Origin of the sequence: Flavobacterium lacustre (genome assembly GCF_027474525.2) — a bacterium.
GTDB classification, from domain to species: domain Bacteria; phylum Bacteroidota; class Bacteroidia; order Flavobacteriales; family Flavobacteriaceae; genus Flavobacterium; species Flavobacterium lacustre.
Genome location: NZ_CP114882.2, coordinates 1,822,444 through 1,846,096 on the forward strand (window position 1 = coordinate 1,822,444; position 23,653 = coordinate 1,846,096).

The window sequence follows — 23,653 nt, forward strand, 5'->3', positions numbered from 1 at the left end:
ACCGTTATTTTACCCTATATACAAAAAGACTCCAAATGTACGTTTGGAGTCTTTTTTGGTTATGAATCGAATGCCGTTATTGCGGTTCTAATGTAAAATTTATAGTGGTTTCTATATTTTTTGCAATTTTATCTTTGACCAGATTTGGGATTGCAATTCCGTAGTCTTGAGGTGTAATGTCAAAGCTGACAGTAGCCATTATTTTTCCTGAGGAAGGTGTTACATTTATTTTGGTTTTAATTTTTTTGGTCACACCATGTATTGTTAAATCTCCTTCGAGGTCAAAAGTTGTTTTGGCTGCAGCTACTTTTTTAGCATCAAAATTTAAAATTTTCCCTTTGAAAGTGGCTTTTGGAAATAATGAGGATTCCATATAATTTTCATTAAAATGTTCCTCCATTAACGGGGACTTGAATTTAAATGACTTGATTAAGGCTAAAGCGACAAAATCACCTGTTGCTTGATCCAGAATACAAGAAGCTGTACTGTTTATACCTTTGATTTCTTCAAAACTTGGCATAGAAGCTTCGAAAGTTATTTTTCCGTTTCGTGTTATCATTTTTTGAGAGAACACCATATTTCCCATTAGTAAAAGGGCGAATAGTATTGTTATTTTTTTCATCTTATTTTATTGTAAGTATCCTTGGGTTTTCCAAAGTAAAATTAAATTTATAGTTGCTTGAGGCATTTTTCCTGCTGGTGGCATTGTTTTGCAACTCTGTGCTTGAATGGTGCATAATAATTTTCCACCACTAGTTGCATTTTTTACTTGTGTATAGGTTGTTAAAACAGGTGATTTTCCTCCACTACCATGACAAGCCGTGCAGTTTGTTGTTATAATGGGCTGAATGTCTTTTGCATACGTTATATTTGTTGTTGTTCCCGTCCCAGTTCCGGTTCCTGTCCCAGTTCCCGTTCCCGTTCCTGTCCCAGTTCCCGTTCCCGTTCCCGTCCCAGTTCCAGTCCCCGTCCCCGTTCCCGTCCCAGTTCCAGTCCCCGTCCCGGTATCAGCAGTAGGTTGTTGAATTTCTTCGTATGTGTTTGGTTCACATGAAAATGCTGCAGCAGCGGCCGCAATGATTGTAAATAATGCTATTTTTTTCATAATTATTATTCGATTTTTTGATTAAAAAACTCTGTACATATTAAATCCAAAATAAATTCCTTTTTTGTCCCACTGTCCTGTTGCGTTAGAGAAAACAGCTACGTCATTCATCGCCTGACTGTTTGAAAATACCATCTGAAAAATGTGTCCACCGGTTTCTATGTCTAATCCAACAGTAAGTGGGTTGTGGTATTTTGTTGCTAAAAAACCTTCGAAAGCACTCAAGCGGGTTGCGTATTCTAAGTTTACACTTAATCTTTTGGATAGTTTGTATCTGGCGCCATACCCTAATGACAATAAATCGGTATATTCGGCTGTATTGTCGTACAGGTTTTTGTGCGTGTATAGTGTCGCAAATTCTAAAGAAAATGATTCTGAAATTTTTCTTGAAATTAGCAATTGTGAAGAATACGCTAATCGGTTGCTGAATTGCAATTGCGGATAATTGACTTTGTCCAGTTCGCTGTTGACATCCAGTGTGTTGTATCCTACAATTGTAATCGGGAATCCTCCAATCATTTGATTGGCTAGTTTATATTTGAGACCTAATTCATAGGTTTTTTGAAAAGTATGTCTCGAAACTCCTATTGACAACCAATTGGCAACCCCATAAATCCCTCCGATTTTTGTATTTGCATCATCTAAACCAAAAAAGTTTTGGAATCCTTCCGTCAAATCGCCAAACCGGTGTGAAATTAAAATATAAAGTTCGCCTTTTACCGGTAATTTAGTTGATTGCATATTGCCTATTTGCAAAGCTTTGAATGCGGCTGTAGCTATTTCTTTTTTATCTGATTTGACATCCAATTGATCTAATAAATCATCTTGTGCCATTGCGGTATGCATAGATAAACCGAATAGTATGAAGCTTAAAAAGGTTTTGATTTTCATTTTTTACTTATTGATTATAAAACATTGGTCTATTTTTACTTCCCCCATTAAATCATCGTAACCCACAACTCTTCCTTTTATGCTGATTGATTGGTTATTTTTGATACTTGTTTCTTCTTTTTTTAGACTACAAATTACTGTGTTGTCAAGGGTAATCTCAGTTCCTGTAACTGCCGTAACCTTTCCTGAAATTGCGATTGGTTTTTCAAGGTATTTTTTGTTAGAGGATTCCGGGTTAGTAGAAAATTCAGTTGTGATTGCAGTTGCGGTAACCGTAAAAGCAGTTTCTTCTGTACTCAAATCTCTAGCGCCTCCATGCATTACATATTGGTAACCTGAAAACCCAATAAGGCATAAAGCGATACTTGCTATTGCTATTTTTTTTCTCATTTTTTGTTGGGAATTATTAGAATTCAAAATTTAAATTACGGTCGATTGTTTACGAGTATATCCGTAATGAATTTCCGGAAAGGGATACATTATATTGTTTTAAATTTCCGGTACCAGGACCGTTTAGGTGGTTTCCGGTACTGCTGAAATTTGCTCCATGATTGGGGCAATGAAACGTTTTGCTTGCGCTAACATAATTTACATTTGTACCTTCATGTGTGCATGCCGCAGCAACTGCTAGAAAAGTGGTTGCGTCAACTCTTGCTACCACTATATTTTTAGAGACTAAAAAACCTCCGTCAGTAGCTAATGAACCGGTTGAGATGTCTATTATAAAATCTACTGTTGTTGGTGCTGTGGTACTTTCTTCATTATTACTACTACAACTCGTTGCTAAACCGGCGATACATGCGGGTAATAATACCGTTGCGGCACCAAATCCTACTTTCGCAAAAAATTCTTTCCTATTCATAATTAGCTATTTTTAATTATAGAACAGTCCAGATTTAGTTTACCCTACCAATGGGTTGCTTTTTTAATGATTTATTTGAAAGTATATTTTAATCGCCATGATTATGGCTAAGGAATAAAACAAATAGAATTAAAAGCTCACTCTAAAACTTACATTTGGCGTTCTTTGCAATGCAAATGTTTTTACCTCTTCAACTGTGTTAGTGAGTGTGCTAATTCTATAATATTCATTGATTTCATTCTTTTGATTCAGTACGTTCAATATTGATAAACCCAATTTGTATTGCATTCCTGTAGCATTTTCCCATTTATAAGTAGAGGAAAAATTGACTTGAAAAAAAGAACTTAGGTGTTTGTTATTTGGAACATTATAATTAATTACCGGATTCGAGGCATTTATTTCGGTGTTTACCGGTGTCGTTTCCGGACGACCCGAATACCATTTAGAACCCAATGCTATTTTTAGATTGTTTTTTTCATACATTCCTGCCCAGGAAATCACGTGATCCATCTCAAAGTTATTCGAAAAAACGGGCGGCTGAAAACTTGGGAAGTTATAATTATTGTCATTATAGGTGTAGCTCAACCACGTCAGAAAATGATTTATTTTTTTTTGCATCAGTATTTCAGTTCCTATAACGGTGTAGGCTCCGTTTATTTTTAAAAACTCTAATTGGTTCTGAAATCCTTGGCTTTGGCTAGTAATTCCGGTTACTTTTTTGTAAAAATTTTCAACGGTCAGCAGCCAATGGTTTTGATTGTACGATAAGCTAATAGAAGCTTGTTTGCTCCTTTGAATCGGAATTGTCGTATCGTTCGATAGTATCCAACGTCTTTTTTCTATTCCGAAATAGTCTTTTTGTAAATCAATTGTTTGTTGGGAATTTTGACTTTTATATTCTCCTACTATTTCTACATTTAAATGGTTGCTTATGCCATAATTAAACTGGAGTCGTGGCTCTATACTGTATTTTTTAAATTTTTCGATATAGTTCAATCGTACTCCTGTACTGCAATATATTTTTGAGATCGTATCGGTGTATTTGCCTTCCAGAATTATCGCATGGGTTCGTAAAACGTCTTTTATTTTTCGGTAAAATTGTGGATTATTTACTTCGTCTAAATTTGTGACACCCATCTCGTTGAACTGATACCCATTATTCAATGTGAATTTACTATTGATACTATGATTGTTCTCTACTTTAAAACCAGTGTCTAATACTAGATTTTCCTGTTTTAATTTTTGATTCTCCAGTGTTAAACCTTTGTTTGCAACAAGTTCATAATACGAACTGTACAAGTTGATGCTTGTGGTGTTTTTAGTATTCCAGTTCCGTTTCCAAGACAGATTTCCTCCATAATTTTGTTGGTATAACGTATTGTCTTCGGATTGAATGGTATTGTTAATCGTTGCCGTTTGAAAGACCTTAAGCTTATCGTTTATTGTTATTAAATCGATTATTAGATGATCTTTCAGTCCAATTTTTTGTGAATATTTAATAGTGATATCATAGAAACTAAATTTCTTATCGCTGGAATAATCTATTTTTTGATTGTTTTCAAAATCAGTTATGCTGGTATTTTGAAAGGCTTTATTGAAATACTCTTTATACGTGGGTGATTCTACAAAATCAGTTATCGATTTTCGTCCGGCAATTTCCAGGAATCCTTTTTTAGTGATATTAAATTTAGAATAAATATCGGCATTGATCATGTTTATTCCGGCACTAAAATTATTTTTTTCAATAGTGTTCGGGTTCGAAGAAATCGAAACCACACTCGAAACACTTTCGCCATAAAAAGCGGAACTTCCGTTTTTATATATAGAAATCGTGTGTGCTAGATTGGGGTTGAATGCTGATATTAAACCAAAAAAATGCCCCGTTTGGTACATTCGTATGCCGTTCCATAAAAATAAATTCTGGTCATGCGTTCCGCCTCTTACATTGATACTGGCCACACTTTCGTCCGTGCTGTTGATACCGGGAATTTGTTGCATGGTTTGTAAAACATCCGGTTCAATTAGTCCAGGTAAGATTCCGAATTTTTTTGGTTTTATTTCAAAAGAACCATTGTTGTTTTTTGAGATTCCTGAGGTCAAAAAATAATTGGTTTTAATTTCTTGAAGTTCCGTTACTTCCGAGGCCAGAAAAATGGTGAGGCAATTGGTGTTGTCAAAATCAGTACTTGTTATTTTTTGGCTTCTAAATCCGATGTGACTGACTAAAAATGCGGTTTCTTTTTCTTTTTTAAATTCAAAATAACCCATTTGATTTGTTGTTATGCCCTTACCATTCGTAAGTTGGATGTTGGCATTTTCAACTGGTTTATGGTCTGTCTCAGAAAGCACATATCCGCAAATTATTTTGCTTTGGATTGTGTTTTTATTGAAGATATTAATGAATTTATTGTCAATATTTTCAAAAGAAAGATTGGTTTTCTTTTCCAGATACAGGAGTTTTTCGGTTAAAGAAAGTGCTTTCGAAGGTGGTATTATTTTAATTGTACCGAGATTATTTTCGGTGTAATTAAAATTTACCTGATGTTGTTTTTCGATTAAAATCAGAATTTGTTTTAAAGCAATAGTTTTGTTTTTGCCTTGAGCAGCTGCATTCAAGGCAAAAATAAAGAGGAATACTAAAACAAAAAACCGTTTAAAAAACATCTATTTCTCTTGAAAAATTATTTTATCCGTTGTTGTTTTAGTATAGTTTAAATTATACGTTGTTCCAATGATTTGGAGTGCCGTGTCCAGATTGTCAGTAGGGATTTTTCCAGAGAATAGGGCATCTGTCTTTTTTGTTTTCAGTATAATAGAGACTTTGTATTGTCTTTGTATTTCGGCTATTATCTGGTTTAAATTTTCTTTTTCAAAAGCCATTTGATGATCCAGCCATGCCGGTTTTGAGCTTTCAATGGTGGTATTGATTTGTTTTCCGTTTTCAAAAGTTACACTTTGTCCTGGTGTCAATACCAATTCGGCGTTTTTATAATTGACTTTTACCCTTCCTTCAAAACAGGTTACATCAAACCGGTTTTCTCTGGCTTTTACATTGAATTGGGTTCCGAGAACGGCTACTTTTCCGAGGTTTGTGACTACTTCAAATTTCTTACCTTTTGCTACTTTAAAGTAGGCCTCACCTTTTAATTTCAGGGCTCTGTTGTTGTCCCAATTCCATTTTTTATACTGTATTTCAGAACCGGAATTCAAAACCACTTCGGAATTATCCGGCAGTAAAAAAGTTGTTTTTTCACCGTTTTGTGCTAATTGGGTTACTGAAGCATAGTTTTGCATGACAAAAGTAAGTCCGAGTCCAATCACCAATACGGCTGCTATTTGGATGAACCATTTTTTATATAAAGGAATACCTTTTGGGCTTGATTTCTCTTGTTTAAGGACAGTTTCAAGAACTTTATCTTCATTAAAATCACCTACTTCTAAATTAGAAGAGTAGTTTTTAATTTTCTCGTATAGCGCATAATCCTCAGTTGCTTGAAAATCGGCCAGTTCTGATGGAGTCATCTCATTATTAAGCCATTTTGCTAATTTGTTATTTTTATCCATTTTATTCGTGTTGTATCAGTAAAACAAGTTGCAAGTGATAAACCCTACTTTAAATTTTTAATTTCTTTTCTCAGTTCTAATAAAGCCAAGTGAATTCTCTTCTCCACGGCTTTTATGCCAATATTGAGTTCTTCGGCAATTTCGCTGTATTTTTTTCCGTCAATGCGGTGCATCAAAAAAGCGACTCTTTGCGTTTCGTTCAAATTTTCGATTGCTTTTAACAGTTTATTTCCAAATTGTTTTTCTTCTAATATGAATTCGGGATTCTCATTTGTTTTGTCTAAACCAGAGAAGTCTTTTTCATATTTTAAAACTACTTTCTCATGGGCAATTCCGTTCAGTGCGCTATTATTGGCAATTGTATATAGGTAAGATTTTGCTTTTTCTATAGGTACATCACTGCAGTTTTGCCATAGTTTTATAAAAGCTTCTTGGGCTAAATCTTCTGCTTGATCTTTGTTTCCATATTTATAAAAAAGAAAATTACGAAGCGATTTCGCCTGACTTTTAAAAAAAGATGAAAAAACAATTTCGTCGCAAGTATTTGATATTGAATGAATTGTCATTTATTAATTCGATTTTTGGCTTTACAAAGGTAAATTTTTTTTTAAATTGGGTAGGGTAGACGGATTCTAAATTGTTTTATCATCAAACACTATTAATTTTAAACACAACCAAATTATGAAAACTTTCAGATCTTTATCTTTAATTGCAGCACTTTCTTTAAGTCTGTTTTCTTGTACAAACGATTCGCCAATTGACAACGCTAATGCCTCTTTAGATCCGGATGCTGATGGTTTGACCAATGCTATCGAAGCTAAATTAGGCACTAATCCTACTAATCCTGATACTGATGGAGATGGTATTTTGGATGGTTTTGAAGACTTTAATAAAAACGGAATCGTTGACCAATCGATAAGTACAACAGGGAAAACGAGTAGAACCACTGGCTCAGTAGCTGAAACCAATCCTCTTGTTGCCGATACGGATAATGACGGAGTGAGCGATGGAAATGAAGACACCGATACAGACGGATTGAGTAACTCAAGTGAAAGTGATGCTGCAACGAGTCCGTATGATGTGGATAGCGATGATGACGGTATCAATGACTCCAGTGAAGATAGTGACGATGACGGAGTGAGTAACGAAAGTGAACAACATAACGGTTCTGATTTAGGAGACGACGATAGTGATAGCGATGGTATTTCTGATGGAGATGAAGACAGCGATGACGACGGAGTGAGTAATGCTACCGAAGATCATATTGGCACTGACGCAATTGATGATGACAGTGATAATGACGGTATCAATGATGGTGAAGAAGACAGCGATGATGATGGCGTGAGTGATGCTACTGAAGATCATATTGGTACAGACGCAACTGATGATGACAGTGATAATGATGGGATTATTGATGGTTTGGAGGATTCAGATAATGACGGAGTTAATAATTCAGTAGAAGATGATAACGGCACTGATGCAGCTGATAGTGATAGTGATGATGACGGAACAAATGATGGAAATGAAGACAGTAATGGTAACGGAACTATTGATAGTGATGATGTTAACTAACAAAAAAGTAATAGTATTGATTTAGTACTGAATTTCCAAGCAATACCTCTTTATGAAGGAGCTTGGAAATTTTAGGTTTTATTTCTCTATATTTGAAGCTAATTTGATTAAAAATTAAATCATGATGTTTTTCAGGAAATTTTCAGGTTTTTTATTGGCAACCGTATTAAGTGTTGTTTTTTTCTCTTGTCAAAGTGAAATAGCAGACGAACAATACAGTACCAAGGAAACAATCACCAAAACGACTCCACTGACAACTTATGTTGAACGAATTGTGATGCAAAAAACAGCACAGGACAATATAATAGACCAGACGGATTGTTTTATGGTTAAATTTCCATACACGGTTACCGTCAATGCAGTTGATATTACTATAAATTCTGCTGCGGATATTGCCTTAGTTGAAAACAACATTGCTTTGAGCAGCATTGATACAGATGTAGTTTCTATTCATTTTCCGATAACAGTCATTTTCAATGATTATAAAGAAGAAACATTAGATTCTCTAAGTGATTATACGGATTTACTTCATGATTGTGCTGAAAAATCAGATTATTTACCCCAAATAAACTGTTTGAATTTTAATTATCCCATATTGATTAACCGTTACGACAGTAACAATCAAATTGCAAGTTCTCTTACTATTCAAGACAATCAAGCGTTGTATTATTTTATAGATAATTTACAAGACAATCAATTTATTGCCGTTGGATACCCAATAACTGTTACCAGTTCAAACGGTTATCCTATAACCGTTACCAATAATAGTCAGTTAGAAGATCTTATAAAAGAGGCTTTAGACAACTGTTCAGAAAATACAAATACAACACTTGACTTTGTCCAAGTGCTTAGCAATGGCGCTTGGAAAATCTCTTATTTTTATCATGATGAAGAACAAACTACGGTTTACAGCGGGTATCAATTTTCTTTTAAAAGTGATTATACGGTAGTCGCTTCTAAATCCGGAATTTCTAAAACGGGTACTTGGTCCATCAAGACTAATAATGGCGAAAGAGAGTTTAAAATAGATTTTGATGCCGATCCTTTGAAGGAATTAGAAGAAAATTGGGAAGTATTTGAATTCAGTACTTCGGAATTGCGTTTTAGAGATCCAAGTGATAACAGTTTAGAAACCGATTATCTCTATTTTACTAAAATCAACTAATGATAGATACATTTTGTGAAAGATAGAGTTAATGAAATACTATTCTACTATATGATTTTAAAAACTAAAGTATAGAGACCATATACAAAGCCAGCTTTATAGCTGGTTTTTTTGTTTTTTTGAATAAAAAAAGTCCTTTAATAAAACTAAAATCGGCACTTCAAATATCTAATTATCTAATTGCCTAATTATCTAATTAGTTTATCTTTGCATTTCAATAAAATAAAAAAACATGTTTGATAATTTAAGCGAAAAATTAGATAAAGCCTTCCATATATTAAAAGGACACGGAAAAATCACCGAAGTAAACGTAGCGGAGACTTTAAAAGAAGTCCGCAGAGCCTTACTTGATGCCGATGTTAACTTTAAAATTGCCAAAGATTTTACCACCAAAGTAAAAGAAAAAGCAATTGGTCAAGATGTATTGACTACGCTACAACCCGGACAATTATTAGTGAAGTTAGTCAAAGATGAATTAACGGAATTGATGGGTGGCGATGTTGCCGGAATCAATCTTTCCGGAAATCCAACCGTGATTTTGATGTCGGGTTTACAAGGATCCGGTAAAACTACTTTTTCTGGAAAGCTTGCCAATTATCTTCAAACAAAAAAGAATAAAAAACCACTTTTGGTAGCGTGTGATATTTATCGTCCTGCGGCAATTCAGCAATTGTATGTTGTTGGAGATTCCATAGGTGTTGAGGTATATTCTGAACCAGAAAATAAAAATCCGGTTGAAATTGCCCAAAACGCGATCAAGCATGCAAAAGCCAATGGTTTTAACGTGGTGATTGTCGATACTGCCGGTCGTTTGGCTGTTGATGAGCAAATGATGAAAGAAATTGCAGCAGTGCATCAAGCGATTCAGCCGCAAGAAACCTTATTTGTTGTTGATGCCATGACGGGACAAGATGCTGTAAATACAGCAAAAGCCTTCAATGATATTTTAAATTTTGATGGTGTAATTCTGACCAAATTAGACGGTGATACTCGTGGTGGAGCAGCGATTTCTATTAAAACGGTAGTCAACAAACCGATAAAATTTGTTGGTACAGGCGAAAAAATGGAAGCTATTGATGTGTTCTATCCTGTTCGTATGGCAGAACGTATCCTTGGTATGGGTGATGTTGTGTCTTTGGTAGAAAGAGCTCAAGAGCAATTTGATGAAGATGAAGCCCGAAAAATTCAGAAGAAAATTGCTAAAAATGAATTTGGTTTTGATGATTTCCTATCTCAAATTCAGCAAGTGAAAAAAATGGGTAACATGAAAGACTTGGTTGGAATGATACCAGGTGCTTCAAAAGCCATGAAAGATGTTGAAATTGAAGATGATGCATTCAAGCATATTGAAGCCATCATCCATTCCATGACTCCGTTAGAAAGAAGCAAGCCAGCTGTAATTGATGTGAAAAGAAAAGCCAGAATCGCAAAAGGTTCGGGAACCAAAATTGAGCAGGTGAATCAATTGATGAAACAGTTTGACCAGATGAGTAAGATGATGAAAATGATGCAAGGTCCGGGCGGTAAAAACCTGATGAAAATGATGGGCGGCATGAAAGGAATGCCAGGCGGGATGAGATAAAAACCAGTTATTCAGTTTGCAGATAACAGACAACATAAACCAACCACTAACTACAAACAATAGTATACATGCAATTATTAGACGGTAAAAAAACTTCGGAAGATATCAAAAGTGAAATCGCAGTCGAAGTACAAAAGATGAAGAACAATGGGGAGAAAGTCCCTCATTTAGCAGCGGTAATCGTTGGTAATAATGGTGCAAGTTTAACTTATGTGGGAAGCAAAGTCAGATCTTGTCAACAAATTGGCTTCGAATCTACTTTAGTAAGTCTGCCGGAAGACATTTCGGAAGCAGCATTGCTTGAAAAAATCAATGAGTTAAACGAAGATGACGATCTAGATGGGTTTATCGTTCAATTGCCTTTGCCTAAACATATTGATGAACAGAAAATTTTAATGGCTATTGATCCTGATAAAGATGTAGATGGTTTTCATCCTACTAATTTTGGAAAAATGGCGTTGGAAATGGAAACTTTTTTACCGGCAACCCCATTTGGAATCATGCAATTGTTGGAACGTTATAAAGTGGAAACCGCAGGAAAACATACCGTAGTTATTGGTCGTAGCCATATTGTGGGAAGACCCATGAGTATTTTGTTAAGCCGCAAAGGATATCCAGGAGATTCAACAGTAACATTGACCCACAGCAGAACCAAGAATATTGAAGAGTTCACCAAAAATGCAGATATTATCATTACCGCTCTTGGTGTACCCAATTATCTTAAAGCGGATATGGTAAAAGATGGAGTTGTTATCATTGATGTGGGTATTACCCGAGTGGAAGATGCTTCACACCCAAAAGGATATGTGATTACCGGTGACGTTGATTTTGATGAAGTGAGCAAAAAGTCCTCTTTCATTACTCCGGTTCCGGGTGGAGTAGGACCCATGACTATAGCAATGTTGTTACAAAATACACTTTTGGCCAGAAAAATGAGAAGCAATTCGTAACCTAAAATACTTTATTAAAGCCCTAAACTAAGTTTAGGGCTTTTTTTTGTCTTAAAAACTACTTAAAAAGCAATGCAATTGGTACGGTTTCAAAATATAAAGAATACTTTTGCAACACTTTAAAAACAGGCCTTTAAAATGGACGATTATTATTCGGAAATAATGTATTAATGTAGCTTTTGAATGTGTTTCAAAAGGCTATGAACCAACTTATAGAATTTTGAAATGAGAGCTTTTTACAAAAACAATAGCGGATTATTCGAAACCAACGAATGGACTCCCAACTGCTGGATTAATATTGAATGTCCAACAGCTACAGAAAAAGAGTACGTGCTCGAAACACTTCAAATCCCTGAAGCATTTTACAATGATATCGAAGATATTGATGAAAGACCCCGTATCGAAATTGAAAACGGTTGGACCTTGATTATCATGCGAATCCCCGTAAAGAGTAATGACATCAAATTGCCTTTTCACACCATTCCTGTTGGAATCGTTTTTAAAGATACCGTTTGTCTTACTTTGAGTTTTCATAAAACCGAAATGCTGACGGATTTTGTTACCTATACGCAGCGTAAAAATATTGATATTAAAGATAATTTTGATTTGGTTTTGAAATTGCTGTTGTCTTCCAGTATTTGGTATTTAAAATACCTTAAACAAGTCAATCAAAAAATTAAATTGGCGGAAGATAATTTAGAAAAATCAATTAAGAATGAAGAATTACAAGCTTTGCTTCAAATTGAAAAATGCTTGGTATTCTTTATGACGTCCTTAAAAGGGAATGATATTTTGTTGCATCGCATCAGAAATATAAAATCTCAAAAAGAACACTTTGATCCGGAATTGCTTGAAGATGTTGAAATTGAATTGCGTCAAGCGCAAGAAACGACTAATATTTATAGCGATATCCTCACTGGAACCATGGATGCTTATGCATCTGTGATTTCAAATAATATGAATAACATTATGAAACAGATGACTTCTATCTCGATCATTTTGATGATTCCCACATTGATTGCCAGTTTATACGGGATGAATGTTCCCAATGATTTAGAAGATAATCGTTATGGAATATGGATTATTATTTTAATATCGGTTATACTGTCTGCTTTTGGGGTATTTTTATTCAAAAGAAAAAGATGGTTTTGATACTCCATAATTAACCACTCGGCATTTAGTCTGCCAAATCCTATTAAGGCCCATAGTAGTTTATTTTATACAATTTATTAAAATTAAATTGGTTTCTGTTTTGAAATCAGAAAATATTAAATAACTTTGTATCTCAAAGTACTTTATTTATGAGTCAAAAACTGCAAGAAGATTTATCGCATATACGTTCCATGATGGAGCGCTCTTCCAGATTTATTTCGTTAAGCGGCCTTTCGGGAGTCTTTGCCGGGCTATTTGCATTAGCCGGATCCATTTATGCCTATCAATTGTTTGAAAACAATGGTATTGAATATTTTGATGGTCAGCAAAAGACATATAGTTCCGATTTAATAATCGAATTAGTTTTTATTGCGGTGGTAATTTTGGTCTTAGCATTAGGATCCGGTATCTTTTTTACTTTGAGAAAAAGTAAAAAGTTCGATTTACCGGTTTGGACTAATACCACTAAAAAAATGTTGCTGAATCTAGCGATCCCTTTACTGGTTGGAGGTGTGTTTTGTATGGCACTTTTATACCATCAGTTATTTGCTTTGATAGCTCCAGTTACATTGTTATTTTATGGCTTAGCACTTATTAATGCAGGGAAATATACTTTTTCGGATATTCAATATTTAGGTGCTTTTGAAATTATTTTAGGGTGTATTTCCCTTTTTTATCTTGGTTTTGGACTTGTTTTTTGGGCAATAGGATTTGGAGTTTTGCACATCTTGTACGGAATAATTGTGTTCCAAAAATACAAATAGTAATGGGAATCATTGACAAATTAAATAAAGATTTCGAAAGTCGGGTCAGACTAGGCATTATGTCAGTTCTGATGGTAAACGACTGGATTGATTTTACCGAAATGAAATCTTTATTGAATATCACTGATGGTAATTTAGCAAGCCATTCTTCGGCATTAGAAAAATCGGGATATATAGAAGTTAAGAAAGAGTTCGTAGGGAAAAAACCAAAAACGTCGTATCGCGTTACCAATATGGGCAGAACTGCTTTTGTTTCTCACTTGAATAGTCTTGAAAAATTAATTAAATCAAAATAACCCTTTTTTTTAACTTTTTGCTTTGAAATGCAAAGTACTTTTAAATTTTTAATTATGAAAAAACTACATTTTATTTTAGCCAGCAGTTTGGTTTTTACACTGCTTTTTTACAACGAGGATTTGGGACTCAATTGGGCTATCTTCGGGATGATGCAAACCGCCTTAATATGTTATTTTTTTCAAGAGAAATTAACCAGTAGGTTGCATTTGATTTTAGTGGTTACGTCGGTTTTGTCTTGCTTTGCGTTTGCCTGGTATGGTGATTTTCCCTCTTTTTTTGCCCTAGCTTTGTCAATTATCTTTTTACAATTCAAAACCCAGGAACCCAAACTTAAATTGTTACAGGCATTTCCTTTGATAATTATCAACGGAATCGCTTCATTAGTTCGCATATTTATGTTCAGTCAATATCTTCCTAAGCGAAAAGTCAATAACAGCTTTGCTAAAAAACTGATTGCTTATTTTGTTATTCCAGTCCTGTTTCTTGGGTTGTTTTTAATCGTATATTCTTTTGGAAGCGATCATTTTTCGTCTTTATTTACTGATTATTATATAGATATTGATGCGTGGCAAGTATTTGTACTTTCCGCTTTAGGATTTTTTATTTCGTTCAATTTCTGGAATTATTGGATTCCTGAAGTTTGTTATGAAAAGAATGATTTACTGGACAATGATTTTAAGGAAGAAGCCAAAACGCAAAATCAAAATTCATTTTCGTTTCTGGATATTGACTTCGAAAGAAGAAGTGGCGAGATTACGTTGTTTCTTTTAAATGTGCTTCTTTTGGTTTTCATTGCAACTTATAATTACGAACAGTTTTTTGAAGTGGTCCAAAAATCTAACTTAAGTTCTGATACACACGAAAGAGTAAATGCCGTTATTTTTTCGACCATAATGGCAGTTGGTGTTCTTTTATTCTATTTTAAAGGAGGGTTTAATTTTGATGAAAAAGCTATGAATCTTAAAAAATTAGCTAAGATTTGGATTCTTTTAAACGGAATTTTAATACTAAGTGCCATCATCAAGAACTCAGAATATGTTTCGTTTTTCGGATTGACTTATAAAAGATTGGGTGTTTATGCTTTCTTGATTCTGGCAATAATTGGATTGGTTATTTCTTTTGTAAAAATCACCAAGCAAAAAACAAATGCTTTTCTTTTCAATCAAATGATTTGGTATTGCTACGGAACAATCTTACTCTGCAGTTTTGTCAACTGGGGAAATCTCATTACACATTATAATATTTCAGTAAACAAAGGTGTTGAACAACGTTTTCTGAGCAGTTTGAATTTTAATCATAAAGCGTATTATGATTATTTTAAACTCCATCCGGAAGAAGTGGAAAATAAAGACCATCATAAAGAAGGTTATGCAGCGCGTGTTCAAAATGAAACAATTTTGTCAAAATCGCTCTATTTTGAATTTTTAGATACTAATAAATAAAAAAAAATCCCATCTGTCGCAGCAGATGGGATTTTTTTATGATTAATAATCGCCTCTTTTCTTAAATCTGGGATCGTCTCTTTTGATGAATTCCGTTCTTCTTTTTGGCGCTTCCGTTTTGGGCAAACTGGCTTCTTCGGTTTTGCTTGAAGGTTCAATCAATTCGTTTAATTCTTTGATTTCAGCATCGGTTAAATCACGGTAGCGACCCACGGGAACATCAAGTGAAATATTGATAATTCGAATGCGTTTTAAGGCTGTTACTTCAGAGCCTAAATATTCACACATTCTACGAATTTGACGGTTTAAACCTTGTGTCAAGATAATTTTGAATGTGTATTTACTGATTTGTTCTACTTTGCATTTTCGGGTAACCGTGTCTAAAATAGGAACTCCATTTCCCATTCTTTCTATGAAACGATCCGTTATGGGTTTATTTACTGTTACCGTATATTCTTTTTCGTGATTGTTTCGGGCGCGTAATATTTTATTGACGATGTCGCCGTCATTGGTCATAAAAATCAAGCCTTCACTGGCTTTGTCCAATCGACCAATCGGGAAAATACGTTTGGGATAATTGATGTAATCTACAATATTGTTGCGAACGTCTAAGTTCGTCGTACATTCGATTCCTACCGGTTTGTAGAACGCAAGGTAAACCGGTTTTTCATTTTTCTCGCGGATCAGTTTGCCGTCAATGCGTACTTCGTCATCGGGTGACACCTTAGTTCCTAATTCCGGAACGACTCCATTGATGGTTACACGTCCTTCTTCAATGATTTTATCGGCTTCACGACGGGAGCAATACCCGGTTTCACCGATGAATTTATTGAGGCGTTTTAAATTTTCTTCCATAGTGCAAAAGTAGTACTAAATTGTTTAATCGTTTATGGGATTATTTTTTTATTTGAAAAATTGAAAGGTCACCAAAACATTTTATGGATGTCTTATTTGGGTTATTCTATTTCAAATAAAAAATGAGTGATTTTTTGATACAAATCATCATCATGCATACTGTGTCCCAATCCTTTGGTTTCAATTAAAGTTGCATTTTTCCAAGCAGAAGCAATTTTTTTTCCTTCGGTAAATGCTACTACGGTGTCATCGATGTCGTGAGCGATTAATCCTTTGGTATTGATTTTTGAGGCAAATAGTTTTCCGGTAAAATGATCAATATTCAGTTTGTGATGCTCTAAGTAATAGTTTTTTAATCGGATTGCTATTTTTTGATTCAAACTTAACATCGCAATATAGTTGTTGAGAATGATATTGAAGTCACTTGGAGATCCCAGAATCACCATTTTTTGAATTAACGTGCTTTGATACACGGATTGGTAGTATAAACAAGTTTTTCCACCAATGGAATGTCCGATAAGGTATTGTGGTTTGAAATTTTCGACGGCTATATTAATGAATGCCGCATATTGTGGAATACTGAATTCTTTGCCGCTGGACAATCCGTGTGCCGGTCCGTCAATGGCAATAATGGTACTTCCTGATTTTTTCAGATGGGGGAGTAAATTTTCCCAGCGGGATGCATTGCTTTCCCAGCCATGCACCAATAAAATAATAGTTTCATTTCCTTTCCAAGTGTAGGTTTGAAAAAAATGGTTGTTGTGTTGAAAGGTATTTGTTTGTGCTTCTTTCAGAATGGCAGGCAGCTTATTTTTGAATAACCGGCCTTCTCTTGGTTCACTAAAAAGGGCATATGCCAGTTGCAATGCTTTTTCGGGCCATAGGTAACTCAGGATGTTGAGGTAAATTCCGATGGATTTGGTGAACAAAAAAAAGAGTATTTTTTTCATAATAAAAAAGTCCCGATGTGTATCGGGACTTAAATGTACTTAAAATTTAGAAAACAACTTTTCCATTTTCTCTTTTTCTTCGTCAGCGAGTGAGCTGTCGACTAATATTCTTCCGGAATGTTCATCAGTGATGATTTTCTTTCTGGAAGCTATCTCTACTTGTGTTTGTGGTGGAATCGTAAAGAATGAACCTGCCGATGCACCTCTTTCGATAGAAACAACTGCTAATCCGTTACGAACACTGCTTCTGATTCTTTTGTAAGCAGCTAACAATCTTTCTTCGATTAGCGCTTCATACTCTGCAGATTTTTCAGACAAGTATAATTCTTCTTTCTGAGTTTCTGCCATGATAGCATCTAATTCTGATTTTTTATGTTTCAAGTGATTTGATTTTGCTTCTAATTTTTCTTTAGAATTAGCAATCACTTCTTTCTTGTGTTCGATAGAAGCTTTCATTTCCTTGATTTGTTTTTCAGACAATTGGATTTCCAATTCCTGAAATTCAACTTCTTTGGTCAATGAGTTAAATTCTCTATTGTTACGAACGCTTTCTTGTTGTTTGGTGTATTTTTTGATTGCCTCTTTGTGCTCATCAATTGCATTTTTCTTTACCTTGATCAGGTCTTCGATTACTTCGAGATCACTTTTCAACTTTTCTGAACGGGTGCTCAAGCCAGCAACTTCATCTTCTAGATCTTCTACTTCAAGAGGAAGTTCCCCTCTTACGTTTCTGATTTCGTCAATTCTAGAGTCAATAAGTTGTAAATCGTAAATTGCTCTTAACTTGTCCTCAACACTTAATTCTTTCGTATTCGCCATATTCTATAAGTACTTAACTGGATTTGTATTTTCTTCTGATAAAATGATTGCAAAATTAAGGATTTTTTTCCGAAGAAAGTCAACAATATAATTTTTTGTATAGCGTTCGCTTTCAAAATGTCCAATATCGGCCAAAAGCAATTGATTTTCGGCTTCATAATATTGATGATATTTCAAATCGGCGGTCAAAAAAGCATCTGCTCCGGCTTGAATCGCATTTTTTATGGCAAAACTTCCTGCTCCGCCAAGAACGGCTACTTTTTTTATTTTTTTTCCTGTAAAGTCAGAATGTCGAATCCCACCGCATTGCATTTTTTCTTTTGCAAAATGCAGAAACGCTTCTGCTTCCATAGGAGTTTCTAATTCTCCAATCATTCCTAAACCAATGTTTTGATGTTGGTTTTGCAATTCGTAAATTTCATACGCCACTTCTTCGTAGGCATGACTTTTAAACAGCGCTTTTAGGATTTTGTTTTCCAAATGTTTCTCGAAAGTGACTTCGATTTTGATTTCATCGCCCTGTACAAATTCAAATCGTTCTCCAATTTGAGGATTACTGTGTTCGTTGCCCATGTAGGTTCCGATTCCTTTGGAGTTGAAACTGCAATTTTCATAATTTCCAATTGTTCCGGCTCCGGCATCAAATAATGCGTTTCGAACTTCTTCGGCATTTTCAGGAATAGTGTAAGTCACTAATTTTCGAATGAAATTTTGCTTCGGAATCAAGACTTTAGTATTTATTAATCCTAAAGCTTTACAAAATATTTTATTTACCCCTTCCTGATGGTTGTCTAATGCGGTGTGAACTGCATAAATGGCAATGTCATTTTTGATGGCTTTAATCACTGCGCGTTCCACATAGTTTTTTCCTGTAATTTTTTTCAATCCGGAAAATAATATGGGGTGAAAACAAACTACCAAATTGCATTTTTTTGTAATTGCTTCTTCTATGACGTTTTCTATAGCATCATGGCAAACTAAAACGCCAGTTGCCTCGGTTTCTTGATCGCCTACCAATAATCCTACGTTATCAAAATCTTCGGCATAGGCGAGTGGCGCCATTTCTTCGAGTACGGAAATTATTTCTTTGATTTTCATAGATTAGCCACGGATTGTACCAATTTTCACGAAGTAAAAAGTAAAAATTGAATTTTTAAATTATATTCAAAGATATAGATTAATTATTTTACTATAAATTAATCGGTGCTAATTCGTGTAAATCGTAGCTAAAATTTTATCTTCGTAAAATGAATTTACTGCGAAAATTGCTGTTTCCGTTTGCCATTTTATATGGCCTGATAACGAGTATTCGAAATTTTCTTTATGACCAAGGTATTCTTAAATCCTATTCTTTTGATATACCTATTATTGCTGTTGGAAACCTTAGCGTTGGCGGAACCGGAAAAACGCCTCAGATTGAGTATTTGATTCGGTTGCTTTCGCATCAATATAAAGTGGCCACATTGAGTCGCGGATACAAAAGACAATCAGAAGGGTTTATTTTGGCGGATGGTACCACAAATGCAGCTATTCTTGGTGATGAACCGTTTCAGTTTTTTCAAAAATTTCCAACTATTCAAGTTGCTGTTGATGCCAATAGAAAAAACGGAATTGAACAATTACTTTCTCAATCTAATACACCGGAAGTTATTTTGCTAGACGATGCTTTTCAGCACCGGAAAGTGAAAGCGGGTTTCTATATTTTACTAACTTCCTTCGGTGATTTATATTCGGATGATTTTATGTTGCCCACAGGAAATTTGCGAGAGAGTAGAAGCGGAGCAAAAAGAGCAGCTGTGGTTGTGGTTACTAAATGTCCTTCGGATCTTTCTCCGGATGCACAAAACAGCATTAGGGAAAAACTGAAATTGGCGTCTAATCAGGAATTATTCTTTACCTCTATAATATATGATGATTTTGTTTATTCCGTAAATAAAAAGCTGTCGGTTGCAGAATTAAAAGGAATTAATCCCATTCTCTTAGCAGGGATTGCGAAACCTAAACCTTTTTTCGATTATTTAAAATCGGATGCTGCTCAGCAGGATTTTTTGACTTTTCCGGATCACCATCATTTTACAGATAAAGATCTTTCCGATATAAAAAATAAGGCAAAAAACCGCATCATTGTTACCACTGAAAAAGATTATGTTCGATTACAAGATTCTGTACTTTCAGAACAATTGTATTATTTACCAATAAGAAGCAGGTTTGTTACTGGTGGCGCAAATTTTGACAGAACACTTTTACATTATGTTTCAAAAAGTAGTTTTAAATTTTAAAATACTGATTGTTAATTGTTTGTTAATAGCGGTGAGCTGATTTTGTTTTTTTAACATTTAATAAAAACCGCATTGCATAAAACTAATTAATAATCAATGTTTTAACCTTGTTTTTTTCTTTATTTTGTGCCTCTTTCCGTTTTTAGACTTTTGATTTGTGTTTTTCAATAAGAATTCCAAATCTACTATAAATTAAGCCTATTTTTCTTAAAAAAAATGTTTTTCATTAACAAATAATTAACATATTCGAAATAAAATTACTCCTTTATGGTCATTTTTTTGCAATTTATTCATGGTTTTTAAATTTTTTGGTTAGATTTGTTAAGATTTTAACTAATTAACGAATAATATTAACCAACTTATTTATTACGTATGAAAAATAGTCTACTAAAAGGCTTTATGGTGTTTTTAACAATGCTATGTACCAGTTTGACCTATTCGCAAGATGTGTCGGGGAAAGTATCGGATTCTAGCGGTCCACTTCCAGGTGCAAGTGTTTTAATTAAAGGAACAACAAAAGCAGCGCAAACTGATATGGATGGTAAATTCACTATCGAAAACGTTGGCCCAAATGCAGTTTTAATATTTAGTTACTTGGGACTTAAATCTCAGGAGATAAATGTTGCAGGAAAAACTACTATTAATGTGACTTTAAAAGAAGACTCAGCAGAGTTGAAAGAAGTTGTTGTAATTGGTTTTGGTAAACAATCCAAACGAAAAGTGACTGATAATATGGCTACAATATCAGCCGATCAAATCAATCAAATTCCAGTTGCCAATTTACAAGGTGCGCTTACCGGTAAAGCTGCCGGTGTTCAAATTACACAAATAAATGGTAAAGTTGAAGGTGGAGTAAAAATGAGAATTAGAGGTATTTCGAGTATTTCGTCTTCACAAGAACCTTTATATGTAATTGACGGAATGCCTTTAATTAATGATGATGAAAGTACGACTTCAGCACCAATTAACCCGTTGATTTCATTGAATCCTAATGATATTGAATCAATACAAATATTAAAAGATGCTTCGTCTGCCGCTATTTATGGTGCTCGTGGAACGAATGGAGTTGTTTTGATTACTACTAAACAAGGGAAATCAGGAAAAACAAAAATATCTTTAAACACATCTGGCGGATGGAGTCAGGCAACTCATAAACTAAAATGGTTGAATGCTGCACAATATGTAGAGCTTTTTACAGAAGCATCCGCTAATACATGGGGAGCAGATGATTTATGGTTAACTGAACCAGGAGGGTTTTTTGATGGTTTGGCAAATGGAAAAGATTGGAGAAATGGAGCAGTAGATACAGATTGGCAAGATTTAGCCTTGGTAAAAGGTTCGGTTCAAGACCATACCTTCTCCGTATCTGGTGGTGATGAAAAAACACTATTCTTCGTTTCAGGAGGATATAATAATACGCAAGGAATTGTAAGAGGAAACAATATGGATCGTTATTCTTACAGAGGGAATTTAGATCATAAAGTTTCAGACCGATTCAGAGTTGGATTGAATACCAGTTTAAGTAAAACTCAAGTATCCAGAATTGGAACAGATAATTCTTTTGCAACACCATTGCAGGCTGTTGCACAATCGCCTTTGTCACCTGCCTATTTAGATGATGGTATTATTCCTAATAATGATACCACTCTTTATTATAATTTCTTAACGCAAGAATATAATGGAAGCTGGAATGTAAATATTTTCAGAACGTTGATGAATTCTTATTTAGAATATAAAATTTTACCTGAATTAAGTTTTAAAACAGAATTGGGGTATGATAACAACAACCAAACCGAAGAGTATTTTGCAGGAAGTTTAACCGAATCGGCTTCGACTAACGGGTATGCTGATGCTAATGCTATTCAGTCTGATAAATACAGTATCAGTAATTATTTTACTTATAATAAAACGTTTAATGAAGCGTATGATTTAGAGTTTGTCGGAGGAATGAATTTTGAAGAAAGCGCCAGAAAAAGACAGTATGTTGCGGGAACCGGTTTCCCTTCTGATGATTTGCAAACTGTGGAAAGTGCTTCTGAAATTACAGCAGGATCTTCCAGCAGAACAAAATATAATTTTCTTTCTTATTTTGGTAGAACCACTTTCTCTATCAAAGATAAGTACCTGTTAAAAGCGAGTTTGCGTTATGATGGTTCTTCTCGATTTGGAGCTTCAAAACGATATGGACTTTTCCCTGCAGCTTCTGTAGGTTGGATTGTTTCTGAAGAAGATTTCTTGAAAGATAATGAAACCATTAATGTATTGAAATTAAGAGGAAGTTTTGGTGTAACCGGAAACGCTGGTATTGGTAATTTTGCGAGTTTAGGTCTTTTTAGAGGTTCATCTTATAACAAAAACTCCGCTATCACACCACTTCAATTGGCTAATCAAGATTTAAAATGGGAAAAAACAAATCAAACTGATGTTGGTTTAGATTTTGCCCTTTTTAATAACAGAATTAGTGGAGAAGTTGATTATTATGTTAAAAAAACAAACGATCTTTTATTGAACGAACCACTTCCTGGTACTTCAGGATGGAGTTCTCTTACTCGTAACGTTGGATCTATGACTAATAAAGGTTTTGAATTTGTATTAAATTCTACCAATATCAAAACAGATGATTTTAGTTGGAAAACATCTTTGAACCTTTCTACTTTAGATAATAAAGTAGTCAATTTGCCTGGTGGCGATATTGTTGCTGAACGTAACATTGTTAGAGAAGGAGAAACGATTTCCTCTTTTTACTTAGTAGAGTATGCAGGTGTTAATCCAGATAATGGAGATGCTTTATTTTACCTTAATACCACAAAGTCTGACGGAACTTTAGACAAAACAACTACCAAAAATTATAGTGAGGCGCAACGTATTATTACCGGAAGTCCTTATCCTACTTTGATGGGTGGACTTACTAATACAATAACTTACAAAGAGTTTGATTTATCTTTTACATTCCAAGGCGAATGGGGCGCTTCCATGTATAATGAAGGTGGAAAATTTCAATCAGGTAATGCCAGATATGAAGATAACCAGACTATAGATCAATTAGATAGATGGCAAAAACCAGGGGATATCACTATGGTTCCTCAAGCCAGAATGTATCGTACTAACGGACAACAAGCTTCAACCCGTTATTTAGAAAGTTCTGATTTTGTTCGTTTGAGAAACTTATCTTTAGGATATACTTTTTCAAAAAAATTGACTCAAAAAATTTCTGTAGACAGACTCCGTTTGTATTTGACAGGAGTAAATCTTCTTACTTTTACTAATTATAGCGGTTACGATCCAGAATCCTCTTATGATAATAATGGTAACTCCAATATTCAGAAAGGTATTTCATTTTACTCAGCACCTCCGGCTAAAACATTTACTATCGGATTAAATATTGACCTATAAATAAATTATTT

At 34.5% G+C, this 23,653-nt stretch carries 22 protein-coding genes; 10 read left to right on the forward strand and 12 right to left on the reverse strand.

Annotated elements, in window-relative coordinates; all coding sequences use genetic code 11:
* Positions 1-76: 76 nt before the first annotated feature.
* The 8 genes from O6P34_RS07975 to O6P34_RS08010 all read right to left on the reverse strand — a co-directional run bounded on the left by O6P34_RS07975 (position 77) and on the right by O6P34_RS08010 (position 6,988).
* A complete protein-coding gene (locus O6P34_RS07975; RefSeq protein WP_281324521.1) occupies positions 77-559 on the reverse strand; it encodes a YceI family protein in 483 nt (160 codons plus the stop codon).
* Between the two features lie 69 nt (positions 560-628).
* Positions 629-1,105, reverse strand: a complete 477-nt coding sequence (locus O6P34_RS07980) for a hypothetical protein (RefSeq protein WP_269683985.1) — start codon at positions 1,103-1,105, stop codon at positions 629-631.
* A 21-nt stretch (positions 1,106-1,126) separates the two neighbouring features.
* Positions 1,127-1,996, reverse strand: a complete 870-nt coding sequence (locus tag O6P34_RS07985) for a DUF5777 family beta-barrel protein (protein WP_269683986.1) — start codon at positions 1,994-1,996, stop codon at positions 1,127-1,129.
* 3 nt (positions 1,997-1,999) lie between these two features.
* On the reverse strand, positions 2,000-2,386 hold the full coding sequence (locus tag O6P34_RS07990; RefSeq protein ID WP_269683987.1) for an OB-fold protein: 387 nt from the start codon (positions 2,384-2,386) through the stop codon (positions 2,000-2,002).
* A gap of 49 nt (positions 2,387-2,435) precedes the next feature.
* Positions 2,436-2,858: a QcrA and Rieske domain-containing protein gene (locus O6P34_RS07995; RefSeq protein ID WP_269683988.1), complete on the reverse strand. Its 423-nt coding sequence runs from the start codon at positions 2,856-2,858 to the stop codon at positions 2,436-2,438.
* A gap of 129 nt (positions 2,859-2,987) precedes the next feature.
* The gene (locus tag O6P34_RS08000; protein WP_269683989.1) at positions 2,988-5,522 is read right to left on the reverse strand and encodes a TonB-dependent receptor; all 2,535 of its coding nucleotides are present in this window, start codon (positions 5,520-5,522) and stop codon (positions 2,988-2,990) included.
* Positions 5,523-6,422 (reverse strand): FecR family protein, encoded by a 900-nt coding sequence (locus O6P34_RS08005; RefSeq protein WP_269683990.1) that lies wholly within the window; start codon positions 6,420-6,422, stop codon positions 5,523-5,525.
* A gap of 44 nt (positions 6,423-6,466) precedes the next feature.
* A complete protein-coding gene (locus O6P34_RS08010; RefSeq protein ID WP_269683991.1) occupies positions 6,467-6,988 on the reverse strand; it encodes an RNA polymerase sigma factor in 522 nt (173 codons plus the stop codon).
* A gap of 115 nt (positions 6,989-7,103) precedes the next feature.
* Between O6P34_RS08010 and O6P34_RS08015 the strand changes: the two genes are divergently transcribed.
* The 8 genes from O6P34_RS08015 to O6P34_RS08050 all read left to right on the forward strand — a co-directional run bounded on the left by O6P34_RS08015 (position 7,104) and on the right by O6P34_RS08050 (position 15,346).
* Positions 7,104-7,994 carry a hypothetical protein gene (locus O6P34_RS08015; protein ID WP_269683992.1) on the forward strand — a complete coding sequence of 297 codons (891 nt, stop codon included), beginning with the start codon at positions 7,104-7,106 and terminating at the stop codon, positions 7,992-7,994.
* Positions 7,995-8,115: 121 nt separating this feature from the next.
* Positions 8,116-9,159, forward strand: coding sequence for a hypothetical protein (locus O6P34_RS08020; RefSeq protein ID WP_269683993.1), 1,044 nt, complete (start codon positions 8,116-8,118; stop codon positions 9,157-9,159).
* A gap of 232 nt (positions 9,160-9,391) precedes the next feature.
* The gene (gene ffh, locus O6P34_RS08025; RefSeq protein ID WP_269683994.1) at positions 9,392-10,741 is read left to right on the forward strand and encodes a signal recognition particle protein; all 1,350 of its coding nucleotides are present in this window, start codon (positions 9,392-9,394) and stop codon (positions 10,739-10,741) included.
* A gap of 68 nt (positions 10,742-10,809) precedes the next feature.
* Positions 10,810-11,691 (forward strand): bifunctional 5,10-methylenetetrahydrofolate dehydrogenase/5,10-methenyltetrahydrofolate cyclohydrolase, encoded by an 882-nt coding sequence (locus O6P34_RS08030; protein ID WP_269683995.1) that lies wholly within the window; start codon positions 10,810-10,812, stop codon positions 11,689-11,691.
* Positions 11,692-11,916: 225 nt separating this feature from the next.
* Positions 11,917-12,843, forward strand: a complete 927-nt coding sequence (locus tag O6P34_RS08035; protein ID WP_269683996.1) for a magnesium transporter CorA family protein — start codon at positions 11,917-11,919, stop codon at positions 12,841-12,843.
* Positions 12,844-12,992: 149 nt separating this feature from the next.
* Positions 12,993-13,607 carry a hypothetical protein gene (locus O6P34_RS08040; RefSeq protein WP_269683997.1) on the forward strand — a complete coding sequence of 205 codons (615 nt, stop codon included), beginning with the start codon at positions 12,993-12,995 and terminating at the stop codon, positions 13,605-13,607.
* Between the two features lie 2 nt (positions 13,608-13,609).
* Positions 13,610-13,903: a winged helix-turn-helix domain-containing protein gene (locus O6P34_RS08045; protein ID WP_269683998.1), complete on the forward strand. Its 294-nt coding sequence runs from the start codon at positions 13,610-13,612 to the stop codon at positions 13,901-13,903.
* A gap of 54 nt (positions 13,904-13,957) precedes the next feature.
* Positions 13,958-15,346 (forward strand): DUF4153 domain-containing protein, encoded by a 1,389-nt coding sequence (locus O6P34_RS08050; RefSeq protein WP_269683999.1) that lies wholly within the window; start codon positions 13,958-13,960, stop codon positions 15,344-15,346.
* A gap of 42 nt (positions 15,347-15,388) precedes the next feature.
* On the opposite strand, the gene rluF is transcribed toward O6P34_RS08050, so the two are convergent.
* The 4 genes from rluF to O6P34_RS08070 form a co-directional block, all read right to left on the reverse strand.
* Positions 15,389-16,201: a 23S rRNA pseudouridine(2604) synthase RluF gene (gene rluF, locus O6P34_RS08055; protein ID WP_269684000.1), complete on the reverse strand. Its 813-nt coding sequence runs from the start codon at positions 16,199-16,201 to the stop codon at positions 15,389-15,391.
* 101 nt (positions 16,202-16,302) lie between these two features.
* On the reverse strand, positions 16,303-17,151 hold the full coding sequence (locus O6P34_RS08060; RefSeq protein ID WP_269684001.1) for an alpha/beta fold hydrolase: 849 nt from the start codon (positions 17,149-17,151) through the stop codon (positions 16,303-16,305).
* 39 nt (positions 17,152-17,190) lie between these two features.
* Positions 17,191-17,970, reverse strand: coding sequence for a zinc ribbon domain-containing protein (locus tag O6P34_RS08065; protein ID WP_269684002.1), 780 nt, complete (start codon positions 17,968-17,970; stop codon positions 17,191-17,193).
* A 3-nt stretch (positions 17,971-17,973) separates the two neighbouring features.
* Positions 17,974-19,068 carry a Nif3-like dinuclear metal center hexameric protein gene (locus O6P34_RS08070; RefSeq protein ID WP_269684003.1) on the reverse strand — a complete coding sequence of 365 codons (1,095 nt, stop codon included), beginning with the start codon at positions 19,066-19,068 and terminating at the stop codon, positions 17,974-17,976.
* Between the two features lie 149 nt (positions 19,069-19,217).
* On the opposite strand from O6P34_RS08070, the gene lpxK reads away from it, so the two are divergent.
* Both lpxK and O6P34_RS08080 read left to right on the forward strand, forming a co-directional pair.
* A complete protein-coding gene (lpxK, locus tag O6P34_RS08075) occupies positions 19,218-20,249 on the forward strand; it encodes a tetraacyldisaccharide 4'-kinase (protein WP_269684004.1) in 1,032 nt (343 codons plus the stop codon).
* 372 nt (positions 20,250-20,621) lie between these two features.
* Positions 20,622-23,642, forward strand: coding sequence for a SusC/RagA family TonB-linked outer membrane protein (locus O6P34_RS08080; protein ID WP_269684005.1), 3,021 nt, complete (start codon positions 20,622-20,624; stop codon positions 23,640-23,642).
* Positions 23,643-23,653: the final 11 nt, after the last annotated feature.